Genomic DNA, 20,127 nt, shown 5'->3' on the forward strand with positions numbered 1-20,127 from the left:
CCGATCCCGCTTCGGGCATCTCGGATCAGTAACGTCCGTTCCCCGCCGACGGCGGCCTTGGTTTAATGGGTGAAACCTTCGTTCGGGTGGAAAACACAGAGGCGTAAAGGGTTTCAGGGGCGTCACGGACTTCGGGGAGACGCGGTTTCGCCGGGCTCGCGGCTGCCGAGGGTAACGGTGTTCATGGCGTGCAGGCTGCAGAGTTCGGGGTACCCGATGATCGAAGCAGTGCCGGAGCTGTCGGTGCCGAAGGGGCCGGTGCCACAGGGGTCGCCGCCCCGACCCGAACCGTCCGGACCGGCGGCCGAGCCCGCCGCCTGCCGTGCCGTCGACCTCCACTCGCTCCTCGCGGCCGTGCTGTTGACGCGTGCGCAGGCCGCGACGCTCGTCACCGACGCGGCCGACCAGCTCGAACTGGGGCGCGGGCGTTTCGCCCGCGGGGCGTCGGCAACCGTGTCGGGGGACGGGCACCTGATCCTCGCTGCCGTCGCGGGGGAGGACGGGCCCGCCCGCGGCGAGCGGGCCGCCGTCGATGCGGTGGTGCCGCTGCTGCGGGCCGTCGCCCGCGCCTGTCACGATCGGGCGTACTCGGCGCGGCTCGACGAATCGATGTCCGAAGCAACGGATTCGGCCGAGCTGGGCCGACGGGTGCGGGCGGCCGTCGCCCCCGACCTCGCCCCCACCGCTGAGGACCGGGTGCGTCGACAGCTCGGGCTGCTGGTCGCCGCGACCCGCGCCCCCGACACCCACCACCACGGCGGCGACGGCGGGCCGTCACATGATTCAGTCGGGCCGTCACATGATTCTGTCGGGCCGTCACGTGGTTCTGTCGGGCCGTCACGTGGTTCCGGCGGGTCGTCGCTCGCGCCCGACGGGTGGCTGGCCCCGGTCGCGAATCCGTGGCATCGCCGGACGCGGCGACCCTCGAAGCGGCAGGGCGCGCTCGCGGTGATCGCGGTCCTTTTGCTCGCCGGCGCGGCCTGGAAGGCGCCTGCGGCGTTGACGCAGCTGCGGCTGGGGTGGGACACCCTGCTCGCGTCCGAGGAGCAGCCGGAGCAGGACCGGATCCGGCCCGTCTCGCCGCCTGCCGCACCCGACCCGGCGCCCGGTGCGGTGCCCGCGCCGCCGGTGGACACCGGACTGCCGGGGAGCGCGGGACCGGTCACGGAGGTGACCGCCACCCTGGCCAACGGGAATTGTGTTGCCGGCCAATCGTGTGTCCTTCGGGTCGACGTCCATGTCGACGCACGGGCGAACATCGACGCGGTGACCTGGAAGCTGGTCGCCTACGACCGCTGCACGGGTGCGGCCGCGCCGGGCCCGGAGATCACGATGCCCGTCCCGGCGGGGGCACAGGAGGTCTACGGCATCGGCAGCGTCGCGGTGCCCGCGGGCACGGCGACGGGGGTCGCCGCGGTCACCGGCAGCCCCGCCGCCGCGGCATCGGACCCGGTGTACGTGCCCGCGGACAACGCGACCTGCCCCGGCGAGGGCCGCGATGCGGGCCGGTAGGCGCGAATCCGATCCGTGGCTCGTCGGGTCGGCGCTCGTCCTCGTCGTTCTCGGCCTACTCAACCTGCTGTCGATGGGGATGACCTCCGCTGCGGTGCGGCACGCGGCGCTTGCCGTGCTCGGGCTCGGTGCAATGTGGGTGACCTCGCGGATGCGGGTGGAACGGATCCATCGACTCGGCTGGCTGCTGTACGCCGCCACCGTCGTCCTGCTGTTGGCGGTCCCGCTCGTCGGGGTCGCGACCAAGGGCGCGCAGCGGTGGCTGAACCTGGGCGTGTTCACGCTGCAGCCGTCCGAACTGGCGAAGGCGGCGCTGGTGCTGGTGCCCGCCGCGATCCTGGCCGGGGGCTACACCCTCGGCCGGTTCGCCGGGGTGCTCCTCGCGGCGGCGGTGCCGATCGGCCTTGTCGCGCTGCAACCGGACCTGTCGACCGCCATTGTGCTCGTCGCGATCGTCCTGTTGATGCTGATCCTCGCCAGGGTGCCGCTGCTGCCGATGGCCCCGCTGTTCGCGCTCGGGTTCGCGTCGCTGCCGCTTGCCGTGCTGTTTCTGCGTCCCTACCAGCTCGAGCGGATCCACGTGTTCCTGTCGGACAGCGCCGACCCACAGGGGTCCGGGTGGGCGGCGTGGCAGGCGGACATCGCGATCGGCAGTGGTGGACTGTGGGGCCTGTGGCGGCAGCCGCAGTACACCCTGCGCTCGGAGTTTCTTCCCGAGGCGGAGCACGACCTGGCCTTCGCGAGCCTCGTGTACGGCTGGGGGCTGGTGGCGGGCCTGGTGGTCGCGGTCGCGTCGTCGGTCATCGTCTGGCGCGCCACGGTCGCGGCGCGGGCGGCGCGGACGCGCGAGGGTGCGCTCGTCGCGGCCGGGGTCGGCGGGTTGTTCGGCGTGCATGCCGTGGTCTCGATCGCGCAGAGCCTGTCGCTGCTGCCCCACACCGGCATGCCCATTCCCCTGTTCAGCTACGGCGGCACGGCCGCGATTGTTGGTTTCGTGGAGATCGGATTGGTGCTCGCGGTCCGCCGCGACGGTGTCGCACGGCCGCTGTGGGCCACCGAACCGCGACGGCGCAGGCTGCCCCGCGGCGTCTCGGCGGGGGCGGTTGCGGTGACGGTGTCACTGGTCGCGATGACGGGGATCGCGTGGAACATGCAGACCGACCGGGGCGCGGAGTTCCGTGCGGTGAGTGACGGACAGCTGATGCGGTGCATCCGGCTGCCCGCCGAGCGCGGCCGGATCCTTGACCGGGCCGGTGTTCCGTTGGCCGAGAACGTCCCCGAGTACACCGTCTCGGTCGTCGCCCGCATGTTCGCCGACAACCGGGCCGACATTCGGGACGAGCTCGCCGCCCTGCTCGCGATCACGCCGGATCGGCTCGCGGCGACGCTGCACGACTCGGGCACCGAGGTGGAGGCGGTGCTGGCGCGAGTCGGGCCGGACCAGGCCGCCGCGATTGTGGACGCCGACCTGCCGTGGGTGCTGGTTTACCCGACCGGCCGCAGGCACTACCCGCAGGGGGCGACGCTGGCGACCGTGCTCGGCTATGTCGGCGTAGCGGACGCCGCCGACATGCAGACCTGGCCGCAGCTCGCGCTCGGGTCCCGGGTCGGGAAGGCCGGTGTCGAGCGGCGATACGACGCGGCGCTCCGCGGCATCGACGGCAGCCAGTGCGTGTACGTCGACCCGTCCGGTAACCCGGTGGCCACCGCGGAGCGGGTCGACCCGGTCCGCGGGCACGACCTGCGCCTGCACCTGGACGCCGGACTGCAGCGGGTCGCGACGGATGCGCTGACCGCAGCGGTGCAGTCCAGCGGGGGCGACCTCGGTGCCGCGATCGTGATGGATGCGCGTACCGGCGCGGTGCTGACGATGGCCAGCGTGCCCGGCTACGACAACAACGTCTACGGGCCCCCGGTGGACGCGGCCGCGTTGGCGGCCAGTACCGGGGCCCCCGGCCCGGGGCGCATGCTCAACCACGTCTTCCAGTCGGCGGCGCCGCCGGGGTCGACGTTCAAGATCGTCGTCGCGTCCGCGAACGCCAAGTATGGCGTGGTGCCGCCGGACCAGAAGCTGGCGGGTGGTGCGTCGTACACGTACGGCGGGCACACCTTCGCCAACTGGCAGCCGATGGGCGCGAACAGTTTGGTCGGCGCGATCCAGTGGTCGGACAACGTGTACTTCTATCAGCTGGGTGAACGTCTCGGTCCGGAGCGGATGGCCGCGGCCGCCGACGAGTTGGGGGTGGGCAGGCCGTCGGGGATCGACCTCCCCGGCGAGATCGACGGGTTCCTCGGCACCCCGGAATCGGTCGCGGCCATCGGCGGGACCTGGTACCCGGGGTCGACGCTGCTGATGGGGATCGGGCAGGGCACCGTCACGGCGACCCCGGTGCAGGTGGCGCGCTGGACCTCGGGGATCGCCACCGGCTCGACCGTGACGCCGCAGCTGGCCGCGTCGTACGGCCCCGGCGAGGGATGGGTCGTTCCGACCGCGCCGCCGCACCCGCTGTCGTTCGCGGATCGGCTCGGGCCGGTGCGCGCGGGGATGCGGGCCTCCGCCGCGGCAGGCACGGCGGGGCAGCTGGCGAGCCTGCCGGTGACCGCGGGGGCGAAGACCGGGACCGCCGAGGACCCGTCGGCGCCCGGTGAGGGCCTCAACGCCTGGTTCTCCGCGGTCGTCCCCTTCGAGACACCGGAGGTGGTGGTGACGGTGCTGGTGCGTGGCGGCGGATTCGGTTCGGCGACAGCGGGTCCGGTGGTCAAGCGCCTTCTTGAGGAGTATCTCGCGCAGACCAGGGGCGCGGCGCCGGGCCGCTGACGACGCGGCGCCGGTTGCCGCTCACGAGCTGTATGCGGCGACCACTTCGGGATGGTCGAGGCAGGCGGTGGCGCCCTCGGCGACGCAGGTGAGCGGGTTCTCGGCCACCTTGACCCCGACCCCGAAATGCTCCTCGAGCAGCTGCGGCAGGCCGCGCAGCATCGCCCCGCCGCCGGTCGCCAGCAGCCCCTCGGACATCACATCGCCGACCGCCTGGGCGGGAAGGTCCTCCAGGCAGGTGGCCAGGGTCTGCACGATCTCGGTGATCGCGGGCCGCAACACGTCCGCGATCTCCTCGCCGTCGAGGGTGACCAGCCGTGCGTGGCCCGTCACCGGGTCGATGCCCTCGACGACGAGCGAGTCGCCGTCGTCGGGGCCGCCAATCTTCGCGTGCTCGGCGGTGAGGTCGCCGACGACGATCTTGTGCTCGGTCCGCAGGTACTGCCGCAGCACGTCGGTCAGGTGGTCGCCTGCGAGTCGGCAGCTGCGGTTCGTCAGGATGCCGCCGAAGCAGAATGCGGTGACTTCCGAAGTGCCGCCACCGATGTCGACGACGAGGTGGGCGCGCGGCTCCATCGGGTTGACGCCGCATCCGAGCGCCCCGGCGATCGGTTCCGGCACCAGCCCCACCTTCCGCAGCCCCGCCTCGTGGCCGACCTCGAGCAGCGCCCGGCGTTCGAGCGGGGTCGCGCCCGCGGGCACCGCCATCACGGCGTTGGCCCGGGGGCTGAACCTTCGGTGCGGGGCGGCCTGGTCGAGGACCGCGGCGACGAAGGTTCGCGCCGACTCGAGGTCCACGATCACCCCGTCGTGCACCGGGCGGACGGAGGAGACCCCGACCGGCGTGCGGCCGAGCAGGTTCCGTGCGTCCGCGCCGATCGCCAGGGCATGGCGGGCGTCCTTCGTCTTCACCAGCATGAAGGACGGCTCATTCAGGACGACACCGCTGTCGGGTGTGCCGACAACGGTGTTCGCGGTTCCGAGATCGATCCCTAGTCCGCGCACGTCGACCTCCGAGGGGGAGTGGAGTGAGACGCATCACATCGTACGCATCCGGTCGGGGTTCGGTCGACCGGACGACGTCCCGATCGGTCGCCTCGGGGTCACCTCAGGTCCCGCCGCCGGAACGCGATCACCCCCGCGACGGTCAGTGCGATGTCGATCAGCAGCAACCAGGCGGCCGGTGCCGCCGGGAAGGCGGACCCCGGCACGTGCTGCGCATGGGTGAACGGCTGCAGGTCCAGCACCCACTGCGGGACACCGGAGACCGAGCCGAGCAGGAACAGCGCGACGAACCCGACCAGCACCCCCCACGCGGCGGGCGTGTAGCGCGGCAGCAACCCGAACAGCGCGATCGTCGCCGCGGCGAGCATCCAGACCGCCGGTAGCTGGGCGACCGCCGCCGCAAGCACGCCGGGCAGTCGCCCCCCGACGTCGCCCGCGGCCGCGCCGTAGGCGAGGCCGGCCACCAGCCCCGCCGCGAGCATCGCGACCGCGGGTCCGGTGACCGCGAGGGCGAGATGGCTGGCGATCCAGCGGCCGCGGCCGACCGACCCGGCGAGAACGGCCTCGGCGCGACCGGAGCCCTCCTCGCCATGCAGGCGCAGCGTCGACGAGACCGCGAGGGCGGCGGCACCGACCGCGAGCATCGTGAAGGCGATCGCGATGAACGAGCCCTCCAGCGCCTGGGTTCCCCCGAGCCGGGTGACGATCTCACGCACGCCGTCGTTGTCGCCGATCTCGTCGCCGATTCCGTGCGCCACGCTGCCGATCAGCAACGCGTACAGGCAGATTCCGAGTGTCCACGCGGTGAGGCTGCCGCGCTGCAGCCGCCAGGCAAGGCCGAACGGACCGGCCAGCGTCGGTGCGGCCGCCCGCCGGCCGGGACGCTCCGCGATCAGTCCCGCGCCGACGTCGCGGCGCCGCAGCAGGGCGTATGCCGCCGCGGTGAGCAGGGCCGCCGCCGCCAGGTGCAGCAGCAGCACCCACCACCGGTCGCCCGCGTACGGGCGCACCAGCAGCGACCATCCCAGCGGCGAGAACCACGACAGTGCTGCCGCGCCCGCGTCACCGACCGCGCGCAGGGCGAACGCGGCGCCGAGCACGCCGAACGCGATCCCGCGTGCCATGCGGGCGCTGGCGCTGAGTTGGGCGGCCACGGCGGCCACCGCGGTGAACACGACGCCCGACGCCGCGAGCGCGGCACCGAACGCCAGCGACCCGGACCGCGGAACGTCGGCGCCGAACAGTCCAGCCGCGCCGATCGCGCCGGTCAGGACGGAGGCGCCGAACCCGACGATCAGCGCAGCCGTGAGCCCCGCGTACCGGCCAACCATCGTGGAGTCGAGGAGTTCGGTGCGACCCGTCTCCTCCTCGCCCCGGGTGTGCCGGATGACGGTGAGGATCACCGCGATCGCGATCAGCGCGTGAAAGACCCCGGCCTTCCAGATGCCGACGGCCCCGACACCGTCGTCGAGGAGGGTGCCGTACATCGCGCGCTGCGCTGGGCTGCCCATGACCGAGGCCACAAACGCGGCGCGCTGCGCCTGGTCGGGGAAGATGCTCGCGATGGATCCGACATAGACCGTCGACAGGGGGAGCGAGAGCAGCAGCACCCACAGGGGCAGCACGATCCGGTCCCGCCGCAGGTACAGCCGGAGCAGCCCGACCGTTCCGGTGAGGTCCGTCGACGCGCGGGAGACGCCTGCCTCGCGTTGCCGACCGGTCAGCGTTGCGGTGGTCATGCCCGCACCTTCTCCTGCTGCGGTCCGTCCGCCTCGTAGTGGCGGAGGAAGAGGTCCTCGAGGGTCGGGGGAGTGCTGACCAGGCTGCGCACCCCGGTGTCGCCGAGCAGTCGGACCAGGTCGCCGAGATGGTCGTTGTCGACCTGACAGTGCAGCACCCGATCGTCGATCGAGACATCCGCGAGACCGGCGATGCGACCCAGATCGCCGGGGTCGCCGAGGAGTTCGGCGCGGATCGTGGTCCGGCTCAGGTGCCGCATGCCTGCCACCGAACCGCACTCGACGGTGCGGCCTGCCCGGATGATGGTGACCTTCTCGCACAGGGCCTCGACCTCGGACAGGATGTGGCTCGACAGCAGGACGGTGACACCGCGGGCGGCCGCCTCGGCGACGCACTCGCGGAACACCTGCTCCATCAACGGATCCAAGCCCGAGGTCGGCTCGTCGAGCAGCAGCAGTCGGGCGTTCGACGACAGCGCCGACACCAGTGACACCTTCTGCCGGTTGCCCTTCGAGTAGGTGCGGGCCTTCTTCCGCGGGTCGAGGTCGAAGCGGTCGATCAACTCGGTTCGCCGCGCCGCGTCGATGCCGCCGCGCATGCGGGCGAGCAGGTCGATGGTCTCGCCCCCGGACAGGGACGGCCACAGCGTCACGTCGCCGGGGACGTAGGCGATGTCACGGTGCAGGTCCACCGCGTCCGCGAGGGGGTCGCGTCCGAGGACCCGGGCCCGCCCGGACGTCGCACGCAGCAGGCCGAGCAGGATCCGGATGGTGGTGGACTTCCCGGCACCGTTCGGTCCGAGGAACCCGTGCACCTCGCCCTCCCCGACGCTGAGGTCGAGTCCGTCGAGCGCGTTGGTTCGTCCGAAGCTTTTGTGCAGGTTGGTGACGTCGATGATCTCGGTCATGGGTGCTCCTGGTCTGGGTGCGCAGGGTCTGGGTGTTCCGGGGTTGGGCTTCCCGGGTCGGTGCGCTGGCCAGCGACGGCGTCAAGAAAGGTGGAGTCGGTCAACAGGCCCTCGGTGTAGATCTCGAGGGCGGGGAACATGACCACGTCGGTGAGTTCGCGGATCGCGCGCGGCCAGTCGGCGGGCCCACCCTCCTCGGTCCGGATCTGCAGGAACAGGAGGGTGCTGCCCAGCGATTGCAGGGCGAGATAGGTGGCGCGGGCCGCCGGGTCGCGGCTCGGTCGAATGGTGCCTGCGGCAACGCCGTCCGCGAGGTACTGCTCGACATCGGCGACCAGGTGGGCGAACAGCGATCGTGCCATCGCCCCGCCGGTCTGCCAGCTGCGGACGAGGTAGGCGATCAGCGGCGCATACTCCTCGACGTCCGCCAGTTGATGGAGCAGGGTCGCGGCACTGGGGCGGGTCAGCGATTCGGTCTTGGCGGCCCGGATGGTGGCGAGGACCTGCTCGTCACAGGCCTCCCGCAGTCCGTCCTTTGAGCCGAAGTGGTGAATGACCAGTCCGGGGGAGACGCCTGCCGCGGCGGCGATGGTGCGCACCCCGGTCCGGAAGCCGTGCTCGCCGAACACCACGATCGCGGCATCCCGGATCCGGGCCCGGGTGGTCAGGTCAGGGGCGTTGGCGGGGTCGGGCGAGCTGGCGCCGGTGGGGGTTGAACGCATGTTCACTACGTTAAACGCGCGTTCAACCGGGTGGCAATGGGTGGGCGCGTCAAGACTCCGTCAAAAGCGTGCGCCGCGGGCGAGCCGGGATCAGGCGCGGGACGCGCAGAGCAGTCCGTCGCCCACCGGCAGCAGGACCTTCGTCAGCCGGTCGTCCTCCGCGATGGCCCGGGCCGCGGCCCGGACGGCGAGGGTCGGCGCATCCCGCGCTGCCGGGTCGGCGACGCGGCCGCCGAGCAGTGCGTTGTGGAACACGATCACCCCGCCCGGCCGCAGCAGCCGCACCCCCTGCTCGACGTAGTGCGGGTGGTCGGCGGGTTCGGTGTCGACGAACACCAGGTCGTAGGAGCTGTCCGCGAGCCGCGGAAGGACGTCCAGCCCCCAGCCGTTGATCAGCCGGGTGCGCCCCGGGGCGATGGTCGCGGCCCGGAAGGCCTCCTTCGCCGCCCGCTGATGTTCGGGCTCGGGATCGATCGTGGTGAGCACGCCGTCCGGTCGCATGCCGTCGAGCAGCCACAGTCCGCTGATCCCCGCGCCGGTGCCGATCTCGACGACGGTCCGGGCGCCGAGCATCTGAGCGAACAGGCTGAGCAGCGCGCCGACGGACGGCGGCACCGGGTCGGCCCCGAGGTCCTCGGCCCGCTCACGTGCGAAAACAAGGACATCGTCTTCCATGACGGAGTCCTCGGTGTGGGCCAGCATCTGGTCGCCGTTGGTGTGCACGCCCACGAGGCTATCGTTGTCGCGTCCCGGGCGTGTCGAGGCGCGCATGCCTGCCCGGGTCGGTCCGCTTCGCGGTGCCGACATTCTCAGGCGCCGCTCAGGTTGCTCACACGTCGCACACACGCGGATCCGCGACAGTGAGCTGGTCAGAGATCAGCAGACGATCCAACGGTCGTCCGACTGCACGGAATCGGACCGCCGGGAACAATCCGGACACCCCGGAAGTTGTTCCCTGTGACACCGCGCGGACCCGCGCACCGCTTCCAGCTGTCCCGAGCAGGAGGTTCCATCATCTCGATGGTCAACACCCCGTCCGATCACGACACCGAGGTCGCAGGCCAGGGCGTCGCCGCCAGCGGCACGGCGGCATTCGACGCCAGCGGCGACCAGTCAACGATGCCGTCCTGGGACGAACTTGTTCGCGAGCACGGCGACCGCGTCTATCGGCTGGCCTACCGGCTGTCCGGCAACGCGCAGGACGCCGAGGACCTCACCCAGGACACCTTCATCCGGGTGTTCCGTTCGCTGTCGAGCTACCAGGCAGGCACGTTCGAGGGCTGGCTGCACCGGATCACCACCAACCTGTTCCTGGACCTGGTGCGGCGCCGCAATCGGATCCGGATGGAGGCCCTGCCGGAGGACTACGAGCGGGTGCCGTCGTCGACCCCGAATCCCGAGCAGATCTATCACGATGCCCGGCTGGACCCCGACCTGCAGGCCGCGTTGGACTCCCTCGCGCCCGAGTTCCGCGCCGCGGTCGTACTGTGTGATGTCGAGGGCCTGTCCTACGAGGAGATCGGTGCCACACTGGGCGTCAAGCTCGGGACCGTGCGCAGCCGAATCCACCGTGGGCGGCAGGCGCTGCGCGACCACCTGTCCGCGGCGCAGGCCGCGCGGGACCTTGAGATCGGGAAGCTGACAGTCGCGTGAGCGTGCAGGAGGAGCGGATGACGCAGGGCCACCCTCGCTCTGGAGGACCCGGACCTCGCCGGTTCGGTTCGACGGAACATCTCGCCAGCGAGGCGGTGGCCGCGTTCGTCGACGGGGAGCTGCAGATGAACGCGTATCTGCGGGCGGCGGACCACGTCTCGCAGTGCCTGGAGTGCGCGGCAGCGGTGGACGCGCAGCAGCATGCCCGGATCGCATTGCGGCAGTCCGGGGAGATCAGCATGCCGAGTTCGCTGCTCGGTGCGCTCAGCCAGATCCCGACCTGTCAGCCCGCCGACGAGCCGGGCCAGGAGCATCCGTTGGGTCGACGGCGCACGCTGTTCTCGTCGAGGACCGCCTCCTACTCGCTGACCACGTGGCGTCGTCGTCGCTGACCGTCGCGCGGGAGCCGTCGGTGATACTGGTGCCGTGACTGACGCCAACGAGGGGGCCGGGTCCCCGCCGCGCCTGACCCCGCGACCGCTGTACCGGCCGGATGTCGACCCGGCGGCGGCCGCAGCGTTCGCCCGGCCCGACGGCGTCGACGACTCGGGCGACCCGGCCGGGACCGCGGCCCGGCCCGCGCTGGCCGTGCGCCCGCCGGACCCGGTGCTCGCCGAGGCCTTCGGGCGGCCGGAGGGCGAAACACAGACCATCCAGCGCGGACCCGACCGCCCCTCGGACGGGTCGACCGACACCGCCGTCCCGGCCGACCCGTGGCGGGACCCCGATGCGGCGGCGCGGCTCGGCGGCGCGGCCGTCGACACGCCGCAGGCGGCGGCGCTGCCACCGGGGGACCGGCTCGGGATCCGTGACGTCCTGCTCGGGGACCGGGTCGCGCCCCGCGCGCTCGCGGCGCTCGCCGGGGTCGCCCTGGCGATCGGGCTCGTCGGCGGCGTGGTCGGCCGGATGACCGCGGAGAGCGTCGGCGCGCTGACCAGTCAGAAGGTCGAGCTGACCCAGGACGGCCGCGGCGACCGGGAGGTCGGTCAGGCCGCGCAGGTCGCGGAGGCCGTGCTGCCGTCGGTGGTGTCGATCCAGGTGGCGCTCGGCGAACAGTCCGGCACCGGGTCCGGTGTCGTGATCGACGGCGCCGGGTACATCGTGACGAACAATCACGTGATCTCGATGGCCGCGACCGACCCCGACAACGCGACGCTGCGCGTGGTGTTCTCCGACGGCACCCGCGCCCCGGCCCGGATCGTCGGCCGCGACACGAAGACCGACCTCGCGGTGCTCAAGGTGGACGTCGGCAACCTGACCGTCGCGAGGCTGGGGAAGTCCGACGACGTGCAGGTCGGGGACGAGGTCGTGGCGGTGGGGTCGCCGCTCGGGTTGAGCAGGACCGTCACCAGCGGGATCGTCAGCGCGCTGCACCGGCCGGTGCGCCTCGGCGGTGAGGGCACCGACACCGACGCCGTGATCGACGCCGTCCAGACCGACGCGGCGATCAACCCGGGCAATTCGGGGGGGCCGCTCGTCGACGACGAGGGCCGGGTCATCGGCATCAACTCGGCGATCCGCAGCGAGAGCGGCGGGTCGGTGGGGCTCGGGTTCGCGATCGGGGTCGACGACGTGACCCGCGTCGCGCAGGAGCTGATCCGGACCGGGTCGATGCGGCACGCCGAGATCGGTGTCAACGCCCGGTCGGTCACCAACGAGCAGACGACCGGCGCGCAGGTCGCGAACGTGCAGGCGGGCAGCCCCGCGGAGGCGGCGGGGATCGTCGAGGGGGACGTGATCGTCAAGGTCGGGGACCGGGATGTCGGGAACGCCGACGAACTGGTGGTCGCCGTGCACGACACCGAACCGGGGCAGCAGGTGCCGGTGAAGCTGATCCGGTCCGGCCGCGAGGTCGAGGTCCAGGTCGTGCCGGTGTCCGACTGATGCCGGTCCGGCCGGAGTCCGCCGCGTGATGTTCCGATGAATTTCGCACCGCACGCCCCGCGACGCGAGGTCGGCACGTAGTCTGGTCGGGTGTTTGGCAACATCGGCTGGGGCGAGTTCATGATCCTGCTCGTCGCGGCGCTCGTGATCCTGGGACCCGAGCGCCTACCCAGTGCCGTCTCCTGGGTCGCGAAGAGCCTGCGGCAGGTCAAGGACTACGCGGGCGGCGCTACGCAGCAACTCAAGGATGACCTCGGGCCCGAGTTCGAGGATCTGCGCAAACCGCTGGCCGACCTGAACAGTCTGCGGGGGATGACCCCGCGCGCCGCGATCACCAAGCACCTCCTCGACGGCGACGACTCGATCCTCACCGGCAACTTCGACGAGAAGCGGCCGTCCGGGCCAGCGGCAGGCACCGCACCGAGATCGGCGCCGCTCGCCGACGGCGAGAAGCCGCCCATCGACGTCGACGCCACCTGACGGCTGCCCCACCATGTGATCGAGCCCCGCCCCGGAATCACCGGGGCGGGGCTCGATCCGTTGGTACGCGGTGGTGCGGGGCTACGAACCGAATAGGTTCTCGATCAGCCCGGGCTCGCCGACCCAGCCGCTGCCGGTGCCGAGCGAACCGAAGATGGGACGGATCGGGTTCGGGGCGACGAGGTCGCTGTGGGTGACCGTGTAGACGACCGCGTCGTCCACCGTGCACACGTGGCGCACCTGGTAGACGCCGTCGGCGACGCCGCCCCACGAGTAGCCCTGCCAGCCGTCCTCACCCGGCGAGGCGGGGGCGACGTCCTCGACCACGGTTCCGGTGGCCTGATCGATCAGCGTCGCCCCACACAGCGTGCCGACCGGGACGCCGTCCACCGAGGCGGTGACATCGCTTTCGGTGACGTCCGCGGTGGACACGATCGACGCGGCGGAGGCCGCCGTCGCGGAGAGCAGGAGCAGCGGCGCCGTCGCCGCTGCCGCGATCGCCGAGCGGAGGAGCATTGTCGTCATACCCGATTCCCGTCGTCGGATGCCGCGGTCGCCGCGGCATCGTGGGTGGTTCGGCTGCGAAGGTAACAACGCCGTGCCCACCCCGACGGTGAATCGGGCGAAATGTCGGGTGCCGCGGGCTACAGGTGGCGGGTGGTGTCGATGCCGAGGGACATGCCGGCGAGGCCGCGGGCCCGCACCGACAGCTTGTCGGCGATCTCCCGCAGCGCGACACCGGCGGGGGAGTCGGGGGCGCCGAGGACGATCGGGACGCCCGCGTCGCCGCCCTCACGGACCGCCTGCTCGAGCGGAATCTGGCCAAGGAGGGGGACCTTCGCGCCGACGGCTCGGGTCAGCCGGTCGGCAACGACCTGCCCGCCGCCGGAGCCGAACACGTCCATGCGGGTGCCGTCCGGCAGTTCCATCCACGACATGTTCTCCACGACGCCGACGATCCGCTGCCGGGTCTGCAGTGCGATCGACCCGGCCCGCTCGGCGACCTCGGCCGCCGCCTGCTGCGGCGTGGTCACAACGAGGATCTCCGCGCCGGGGATCAGCTGGGCAACGGAGATCGCGACGTCCCCGGTGCCGGGCGGCAGGTCGAGCAGCAGCACGTCGAGGTCGCCCCAGAACACGTCGGCCAGGAACTGCTGCAGCGCGCGGTGCAGCATCGGCCCGCGCCACACCACCGGGGTGTTCCCCTGGGTGAACTGGGCGATGGAGATCATCCGCACGTCGTGCGCGATCGGCGGCATGATCATCCGCTCGACCTGGGTCGGCTTGGCGTCGGTGCCGAGCATGCGCGGAATGGAGTGCCCGTAGATGTCGGCGTCGAGGACACCGACCGATAGGCCCTTCGCCGCCATCGCCGCAGCGAGGTTCACCGTGACGGACGACTTGCCCACCCCGCCCTTGCCGGAGGCGACCGCGTAGACCCGGGTCAGGGACCCCGGCTGGGCAAACGGGATCACCGGCTCGGCGGAGTCGCCGCGCAGCGACTTGCGCAGTTCGGTGCGCTGCTCGTCGCTCATCACATCCAGTTCGACGCGGATCGCGCCGATTCCGGGGACGTCGGCGACGGCCTTGGTGACCCGGTCGGTGATCTCGGTCCGCATCGGGCAGCCCGCGGTGGTCAGGAGGACCACGATGTCGACGCCGCCGTCGTCGGTGAGGGTGACGCTGTCGACCATCCCCAGATCGGTGATGGGTTTGCGGATCTCCGGATCGAGCACCTTGGAGAGGGCGCCGCGAACGTCGGACTCGGTCACTGCTGACATGCGACCCATGGTAGGACGCGCGTCCTTAGTGGATGCGCGGCAGGTCGGCGGCGCTCGGGTTGATGCCCGTCGAGTAGGCCAGCGACCAGGCCGTGACGTTCGCGACGTAGGCCATCGAGTTGTTGTAGCGCAGGATCGCCTTGGTTGCGGACCCGAGGTCGCGCATGTTCGTGCCGTCACACAGGTAGTTGGCGGTGGAGGCGGCGGCGTCGTAGAGGTTCTGCGGGTCGGCGATGCCGTCCCCGTTGCCGTCGATGCCGTACTGCGCCCAGGTGGTGGGGATGAACTGGGTGGGGCCGACCGCGCGGTCGTACACGGCGTCGCCGTCGAGGGCGCCGCCGTCGGTGTCCATGATCACGGCCTGGCCGGGGAGGCTGCCGTCGAGCGGCAGCCCGATGATCGGTTCGACGAGATTCCCCCGGTCGTCGGCCCTGCCGCCGTTGGCGTGGCTGGATTCGACGCGCCCGACGCCTGCGATCTGCATCCAGTTGATCCCGCAGCCGGGATTGCGTTCGGCGAGGGTCCGCTCGGCCGACCGGTAGGCGTCGAAGTTGATGGCCGGGATGCCGAGCGGGCCGTCGGGTAGCGGCGCGGGTGCGGCCACCGGTTCGGGTGCGGGTGCGGGTGCCGCCGCGAACGCCGGGGTGGCGTCGACCGGTTCCGGGGCGGTCACCACCGCGGGATCGGTGGTCGCGTCGGCCGGGGTCGGGTCGCCGGTGATGGGGGAGGCGTCGGCGGCGGTCAGCAGGGGGATCGAGGCGGGGGTCCCGGTCGCCGTTGCCGCGGTGACCAGCCCGGTCGGGACGAGGCCCGTCAGGGCGATGAGCGAGTTCCGTTTCGCCTTCGATTCGGACGGCTTGCTGTGGCGACCCACCTGGTACCTCCTGCGGCCCCCGGCGGGGCGTTGTCAGTGCTGTGAACCGCAGTCGACGCTACCCGATTCGAGATGTCTTCGTTATCTCGCCGTGATCAAATGGGGCGCCATCGGGCGCAAAGTCCCAGGTGAACGCCGATGGTCGAGAAGTCTCGAAAGGATATCGACTCGGGCGTGTCCGGTATCGGCGACGCTACGGCGCGGGCGCGGGCGGACAGAACGGCGGACACGGCAGGGGCGGCAGGGCGGGCAGCGGGGGCAGGCCGGGAAGCGCGGGGAGGACGCCGGGCGCGGCGGCGTCGCGCGCCAGCTCCGGATTCGGGGGGATGGTCGGCGGGGTGGGTGTCGGGGTCGGCTCGGCAGGGCGGGTCGGTTCCGCGGGGCGGCCGGGTTCGGCGAGCAGGTCCGGGATCCGGCCCGGTTCCGGGGTTCCGCCCGCGGCGTACGCCTCCGACCACCCGAGCACATTCGACGTGTACGCCAGTGAATTGTTGTAGCGGAGCACGGCCCGGGTCCGCTGGTCGTCCTCGCGCAGGTTCAGCCCGCCCGAGCACAGGTACCGTGCCGCCGCGAGTGCCGCGTCGAACACGTTGTTCGGGTCGGCGCGCCCGTCGCCGTTGCCGTCGGCGGCGTACCGGGACCAGGTGCTCGGGATGAACTGCATCGGCCCGACCGCGCGGTCGTGCCGGGGATCGCCGTCGAGCGTGCCACCGTCGGTGTCCGTGATGACCTGGTTTCCGGCGAGGGAGCCGTCCAGCGCCGGGCCGAGGATCGGGGTGACGGTGGTGCCCGCCGCGTCCGTCCGTCCACCGCCTGCGTGGCCGGACTCGATGCGGCCAATACCGGCCAGCAGGTGCCAGCTGACACCGCATCCCGGGGTGTCGGCCGCGAGGGTGGCCTCCGCCGACCGGTAGGCACCGAGGACGAGTTCCGGGATGCCGAGGGCGCCGATCGTGACCGGGATCGGGGTCAGTGATTCCGCGAACGGCGACGCCAGCCGCTCGGCGATCGCCGGCGGCAGGTCGAAGGACACCGGCGGCGGCGGGGTGTACGCGCGGGGTGCGCGGGACAGGCGGGGAGCCGGTTCGAGGATCCCAACAACGCCTGTCTGTGCCGGGTCCGCGGCGTCGGGCGCCGGGGCGGCGACGGCGGGTGCGCCCGCGATGGCCTGCCCGCCCCCGACGGTTAGGCCGACCGTCACCCCGCCGATCAACGCGGCAACGGTGACGCCTGCCAGCCCCCTCAGTCGCATCCGCAGCCCCTCGTCGTCTCACACCGTCTCACCGTCACGCAGTCACGCAGTCACGCCGTCGCGTCGTCCCGACCCCCGTCCAGAATGTGACCCAGGTTACAGAACGGACTCGTTGCGCGTCGGGGTTCCGTTGAGCGCTACCGGTGCGGCTGCTGCTCCTCGGCGTCGCGTTCGGCGAGCAGCGACTTGATCTCCTCGAGCTCCCGGCGCAGATAGTCGCGGGTGGCGACCTCGCCGATCGCCAACCGCAGCGAGGCCAGCTCCCTGGCAAGGAACTCGGTGTCCGCCTTCGTCTGCTCGGCGCGGGCCCGGTCCTCCTCCAGCGAGACGCGATCCCGGTTTTCCTGCCGGTTCTGGGCCAGCAGGATCAACGGGGCGGCGTACGCGGCCTGGGTGGAGAACGCGAGGTTCAGCAGGATGAACGGGTACGGATCCCACTGCAGCCCGATGGCGGCAACATTGAGGATGATCCACACGATGACCACGACCGTCTGGATCAGCAGGTACTTGCCGGTGCCGAGGAACCGGGCGATCGACTCACTGACCCGGCCGACCGCCTCGACGTCGATCTGGAACCCGCGCCACCGACGGCCCGGCGTCTCGAGCCGGGCCCGTGCGCTTGGGGAGGCGGGTGGGCGCTTGTCACTCATCGGCCGTTTCCTCTTCCCGCCAGTCCTCCGGCAGCAGGTGATCGAGCACGTCATCGACGGCGACCGCACCGAGCAGGTGGCCCTCGTCGTCCACCACCGGGCCGCACACCAGGTTGTAGCGGGCGAAGTAGCGGGTCACCATCGCCAGCGGATCCTCCGGCGACAGCTGGATCATGTCGGTGTCCAACAGCCCGCCGACCAGCGACGCGGGTGGCTCCCGCAGCAGCCGCTGGAGGTGGACGCAACCGAGATAGCGGCCGGTCGGGGTGGAGATCGGCGGACGCACCACGAACGCCATGCTCGCCAACGCCGGGGTCAGATCGGGATTGCGAGCACGGGCCAGCGCCTCCGCGACCGTGGTTGCCGGCGTGAGGATCACCGGTTCCGGGGTCATCAGCCCGCCCGCCGTGTCGGGGGAGTGCTCGAGCAGCCTGCGCACCGGCTCGGAATCCTCGGGGTCCATTAGCTGCAGCAGCGACTCCGCCTCGGTCTCGGGCAGTTCGCCGAGCAGGTCGGCCGCGTCGTCCGGGTCCATGGCCTCGAGCACGTCCGCGGCCCGCTCCACCTCCAGGTGGGTGAGCAGGTCGGTCTGGTCGTCGGTCGGCAACTCCTGCAGCACGTCGGCGAGCCGCTCGTCGTCCAGCGCGACCGCGACCTCGTGGCGACGCTTGTCGGGCAGGTCCCGCATCGCGTTCGCCACGTCCGCCGGCCGCATGCCGTCGAACTGGGCGAGCAGTTGGGTCACGCCCTGGCCGGGAAGGGCGAGCTGAGAATGCGTGAGCCCCTGCACGTGTTGCCATTCCACGATGTGGATCGGCGCGCGGCGGGACAGTCCGGACCGGGGCTTGCGGACCGCGACGCGGGAGACGACCCAGTCCCTGGTCCGGGTGAGCTCGATGCCGAGGTCGACGACGAGAACCTCGACCCCGGCGAGCTCGTCGAGTTCGGGGTCGTCCACCCGGACCCGGGTGTCGACGACCTGAGCGAGGGCCAGCACCTCACCGGGCTTCTGGGTGAACTTGCGGAGGCTGACGCTTCCGGTCAGCGTCACCGAGCCCGGTTCGATCGCCGTCACCCGCAGCATCGGGACGAAGATTCGGCGCCGGGTCACCAGTTCCACGACCAGGCCGAGCACCCGTGGTCGCTGCCGTCCGATCCGGATCGTGATCACGACGTCCCGCACCCGGCCGATCGATTCGCCGTCCGGTCCGAGGACCACCAGGCCCGCGAGCCTGGCTGCGAAGACCTTGCTCACTGCTGCCATGATGGCAAGGCTAATTGGCTCGGTGTCCCGACGTCGCTCCGCGCGCCGGTGCGGCTCTCGGTGGGAGGTTCACAATGGTCCAGGCACGACCGCGGCGTTCGGTGCTCGCAGTTCCCGGGAGCAACCGGAAGATGATCGAGAAGGCCAAGGGGCTGCCCGCCGACGAGGTGTTCCTCGACCTCGAGGACGCTGTCGCGCCGATCGCGAAAGCACGGGCGCGCAACGACATCGCGGACGCATTGGCCTCGGACGGCTGGGGTTCGCAGATCAAGGTCGTTCGGGTGAACGACTGGACCACCGAGTGGACGTATGCCGACGTGGTCGACGTGGTGTCCGCGTCGGGCGCCCACCTCGACGCGATCCTGCTGCCGAAGGTCACCGACGCGGGGCACGTGCGGGCGCTCGACCTGCTGCTGACCCAGGTCGAGAGGGCCAACGGCCTCGAGGTCGGGCGGATCGGCATCGAGGCCCAGATCGAGAACGCGATCGGCCTGACCAACATCAACTCGATCGCCACCGCCAGCCCCCGGATGCAGACGCTGGTGTTCGGTCCCGCCGACTTCATGGCGAGCATCACCATGCGCACCCTGGTCGTCGGCGAGCAACCGGACGGGTACGACACCGGCGACGCCTACCACCACATCCTGATGACGATCCTGATGGCGGCCCGCGCGCACGGGTTGGAGGCGATCGACGGGCCGTACCTGCAGATCCGGGACGTGGACGCGTTCCGTCGGGCGGCGGCGCGGACGGCCGCACTCGGGTTCGACGGCAAGTGGGTGCTGCACCCGACGCAGATCGACGCCGCCAACGAGGTGTTCAGCCCGAGGCAGGACGACTACGACCGGGCCGAGTTGATCCTCGAGGCATACGAATACCACACGTCGGCGGTGGGCGGCGGCCGCGGCGCGGCGATGCTGGGCGACGAGATGATCGACGAGGCAAGCGCGAAGATGGCACAGGTCGTCGCGGCGAAGGGTCGGGCGGCGGGGATGACCCGCACGACGCGGTTCGACCCCGAAACTCCGTAAACTGGACATCGGATTCACACAGGACGACACCAGGGAGCTCCGATGCCCAACCCACTCGCACCGCCGAATCAGCCGGGACGGGGCGGCCTTCCGACACCACCCAGTGGCTGGCCGATCGGCTCCTACCCCACCTACGCGGAGGCGCAGCGCGCCGTCGACTACCTGTCCGACCAGCAGTTCTCGGTGGAGGACGTCACCATCGTCGGTGTCGACCTGATGCAGGTCGAGCGGGTGCTCGGGCGACTGAGCTGGGCGAAAGTCATTGGCGGCGGCATTGTTTCGGGCGCCTGGCTCGGAGTGTTCCTCGGCCTGCTGCTCGGGCTGTTCACCGACAACCTGCTCGGCCCGCTGATCGCGGGCATTCTTGGCGGCATCGTGTTCGGGGTGATCTCGACGACCATCCCGTACGCGGCCACCCGCGGGACCCGCGACTTCGCGTCGACAATGCAGTTGGTCGCTGGCCGGTACGACGTGCTGTGCGAGCCGAAGACGGCCGAGCGGGCGCGCGACATGCTCGCCAAGCTGGCGCTGTAGCAGGCAGCGCAGGGGGGAGA

The 20,127-nt window shown here is 71.6% G+C and carries 19 protein-coding genes; 8 read left to right on the top strand and 11 right to left on the bottom strand.

The window, feature by feature from the left end:
- Window positions 1–216: 216 nt before the first annotated feature.
- On the top strand, window positions 217–1,512 hold the full coding sequence (locus tag ACWF62_RS00600) for a hypothetical protein (protein WP_452629208.1): 1,296 nt from the start codon (window positions 217–219) through the stop codon (window positions 1,510–1,512).
- Window positions 1,499–4,330, top strand: a complete 2,832-nt coding sequence (locus ACWF62_RS00605) for an FtsW/RodA/SpoVE family cell cycle protein (protein ID WP_452629209.1) — start codon at window positions 1,499–1,501, stop codon at window positions 4,328–4,330. The genes ACWF62_RS00600 and ACWF62_RS00605 overlap by 14 nt, the downstream gene beginning before the upstream one ends.
- A gap of 21 nt (window positions 4,331–4,351) precedes the next feature.
- On the opposite strand, the gene ACWF62_RS00610 is transcribed toward ACWF62_RS00605, so the two are convergent.
- The 5 genes from ACWF62_RS00610 to ACWF62_RS00630 all read right to left on the bottom strand — a co-directional run bounded on the left by ACWF62_RS00610 (window position 4,352) and on the right by ACWF62_RS00630 (window position 9,406).
- Window positions 4,352–5,335, bottom strand: a complete 984-nt coding sequence (locus tag ACWF62_RS00610) for a rod shape-determining protein (protein ID WP_378569706.1) — start codon at window positions 5,333–5,335, stop codon at window positions 4,352–4,354.
- A gap of 98 nt (window positions 5,336–5,433) precedes the next feature.
- Complete coding sequence (locus ACWF62_RS00615; protein WP_452629211.1) at window positions 5,434–7,074, bottom strand: ABC transporter permease; 1,641 nt, start codon at window positions 7,072–7,074, stop codon at window positions 5,434–5,436.
- Complete coding sequence (locus ACWF62_RS00620) at window positions 7,071–7,982, bottom strand: ABC transporter ATP-binding protein (RefSeq protein WP_378505852.1); 912 nt, start codon at window positions 7,980–7,982, stop codon at window positions 7,071–7,073. The genes ACWF62_RS00615 and ACWF62_RS00620 overlap by 4 nt, the downstream gene beginning before the upstream one ends.
- Window positions 7,979–8,704 carry a TetR/AcrR family transcriptional regulator gene (locus tag ACWF62_RS00625; protein WP_378505853.1) on the bottom strand — a complete coding sequence of 242 codons (726 nt, stop codon included), beginning with the start codon at window positions 8,702–8,704 and terminating at the stop codon, window positions 7,979–7,981. Before ACWF62_RS00625 ends, ACWF62_RS00620 begins: the two co-directional genes overlap by 4 nt.
- A gap of 90 nt (window positions 8,705–8,794) precedes the next feature.
- On the bottom strand, window positions 8,795–9,406 hold the full coding sequence (locus ACWF62_RS00630) for an O-methyltransferase (protein ID WP_378506047.1): 612 nt from the start codon (window positions 9,404–9,406) through the stop codon (window positions 8,795–8,797).
- Window positions 9,407–9,724: 318 nt separating this feature from the next.
- Between ACWF62_RS00630 and sigE the strand changes: the two genes are divergently transcribed.
- The 4 genes from sigE (at window position 9,725) to tatB (ending at window position 12,721) form a co-directional block, all read left to right on the top strand.
- A complete protein-coding gene (sigE, locus tag ACWF62_RS00635; RefSeq protein WP_378505854.1) occupies window positions 9,725–10,357 on the top strand; it encodes an RNA polymerase sigma factor SigE in 633 nt (210 codons plus the stop codon).
- A gap of 17 nt (window positions 10,358–10,374) precedes the next feature.
- The gene (locus ACWF62_RS00640) at window positions 10,375–10,749 is read left to right on the top strand and encodes an RNA polymerase subunit sigma-70 (RefSeq protein WP_378506048.1); all 375 of its coding nucleotides are present in this window, start codon (window positions 10,375–10,377) and stop codon (window positions 10,747–10,749) included.
- Window positions 10,750–10,783: 34 nt separating this feature from the next.
- On the top strand, window positions 10,784–12,241 hold the full coding sequence (locus ACWF62_RS00645; protein ID WP_378505855.1) for a S1C family serine protease: 1,458 nt from the start codon (window positions 10,784–10,786) through the stop codon (window positions 12,239–12,241).
- 90 nt (window positions 12,242–12,331) lie between these two features.
- The gene (gene tatB / locus ACWF62_RS00650; protein ID WP_378505856.1) at window positions 12,332–12,721 is read left to right on the top strand and encodes a Sec-independent protein translocase protein TatB; all 390 of its coding nucleotides are present in this window, start codon (window positions 12,332–12,334) and stop codon (window positions 12,719–12,721) included.
- Between the two features lie 81 nt (window positions 12,722–12,802).
- Here the strand turns inward: tatB and ACWF62_RS00655 are convergent, their stop codons facing one another.
- From ACWF62_RS00655 to ACWF62_RS00680, 6 genes are all read right to left on the bottom strand, one after another.
- Entirely contained in the window at window positions 12,803–13,246 is a 444-nt protein-coding gene (locus ACWF62_RS00655; RefSeq protein ID WP_378505857.1) for a hypothetical protein, read from the bottom strand.
- Between the two features lie 119 nt (window positions 13,247–13,365).
- Entirely contained in the window at window positions 13,366–14,502 is a 1,137-nt protein-coding gene (locus ACWF62_RS00660; protein ID WP_378505858.1) for an Mrp/NBP35 family ATP-binding protein, read from the bottom strand.
- Window positions 14,503–14,527: 25 nt separating this feature from the next.
- Window positions 14,528–15,376, bottom strand: a complete 849-nt coding sequence (locus ACWF62_RS00665) for a lytic transglycosylase domain-containing protein (protein WP_378505859.1) — start codon at window positions 15,374–15,376, stop codon at window positions 14,528–14,530.
- 193 nt (window positions 15,377–15,569) lie between these two features.
- A complete protein-coding gene (locus tag ACWF62_RS00670; RefSeq protein WP_378569707.1) occupies window positions 15,570–16,628 on the bottom strand; it encodes a lytic transglycosylase domain-containing protein in 1,059 nt (352 codons plus the stop codon).
- 137 nt (window positions 16,629–16,765) lie between these two features.
- The gene (locus tag ACWF62_RS00675; protein WP_378505861.1) at window positions 16,766–17,278 is read right to left on the bottom strand and encodes a DUF1003 domain-containing protein; all 513 of its coding nucleotides are present in this window, start codon (window positions 17,276–17,278) and stop codon (window positions 16,766–16,768) included.
- Window positions 17,271–18,542 carry a magnesium transporter MgtE N-terminal domain-containing protein gene (locus tag ACWF62_RS00680; protein ID WP_378505862.1) on the bottom strand — a complete coding sequence of 424 codons (1,272 nt, stop codon included), beginning with the start codon at window positions 18,540–18,542 and terminating at the stop codon, window positions 17,271–17,273. The genes ACWF62_RS00675 and ACWF62_RS00680 overlap by 8 nt, the downstream gene beginning before the upstream one ends.
- A 74-nt stretch (window positions 18,543–18,616) precedes the next feature.
- On the opposite strand from ACWF62_RS00680, the gene ACWF62_RS00685 reads away from it, so the two are divergent.
- Both ACWF62_RS00685 and ACWF62_RS00690 read left to right on the top strand, forming a co-directional pair.
- The gene (locus ACWF62_RS00685; RefSeq protein WP_378505863.1) at window positions 18,617–19,573 is read left to right on the top strand and encodes an HpcH/HpaI aldolase/citrate lyase family protein; all 957 of its coding nucleotides are present in this window, start codon (window positions 18,617–18,619) and stop codon (window positions 19,571–19,573) included.
- A gap of 42 nt (window positions 19,574–19,615) precedes the next feature.
- On the top strand, window positions 19,616–20,107 hold the full coding sequence (locus tag ACWF62_RS00690; RefSeq protein ID WP_378505864.1) for a general stress protein: 492 nt from the start codon (window positions 19,616–19,618) through the stop codon (window positions 20,105–20,107).
- The last annotated feature ends 20 nt before the right edge of the window (window positions 20,108–20,127 follow it).

The organism is Rhodococcus sp. NPDC054953 (genome assembly GCF_053609225.1).